This window comes from Solihabitans fulvus, from assembly GCF_008386585.1.
Lineage (GTDB): Bacteria > Actinomycetota > Actinomycetes > Mycobacteriales > Pseudonocardiaceae > Solihabitans > Solihabitans fulvus.
In genome coordinates this window covers 1-316 of record NZ_VUOB01000381.1, presented here as the reverse complement: position 1 = coordinate 316, position 316 = coordinate 1, and the positions used below count along the sequence as shown (strand labels likewise).

General features: G+C 50.6%; 1 protein-coding gene. It reads left to right on the top strand.

Annotated features, from left to right (window positions below):
* Positions 1–19: 19 nt before the first annotated feature.
* Positions 20–316, top strand: a 297-nt coding sequence (locus F0L68_RS46110; protein ID WP_223199671.1) for a 30S ribosomal protein S8e, incomplete at its 3' end; no start/stop codon positions are given.

The following is a 316-nucleotide window of genomic DNA, read 5'->3' as shown; positions in this document are numbered from 1 at the left end:
CTTTTTTGACCCAACTAAGATGGGTATCAGTCGGGATCACTGGCATAAGCGAAGGGCCACCGGTGGGAAACGTGCGCCCATACGCAAGAAGAGGAAGTATGAGTTAGGGCGTCCCGCTGCAAACACCAGGCTCGGTCCTCAGCGTATCCACTCCGTTCGTTCACGTGGTGGAAATACTAAGTACCGTGCGCTGCGTCTGGACACCGGTAACTTCTCTTGGGGATCGGAATGTTCAACTCGCAAAACCCGTATCATTGATGTTGTGTATAATGCATCTAACAATGAATTGGTGCGTACAAAGACCCTTGTCAAGAAC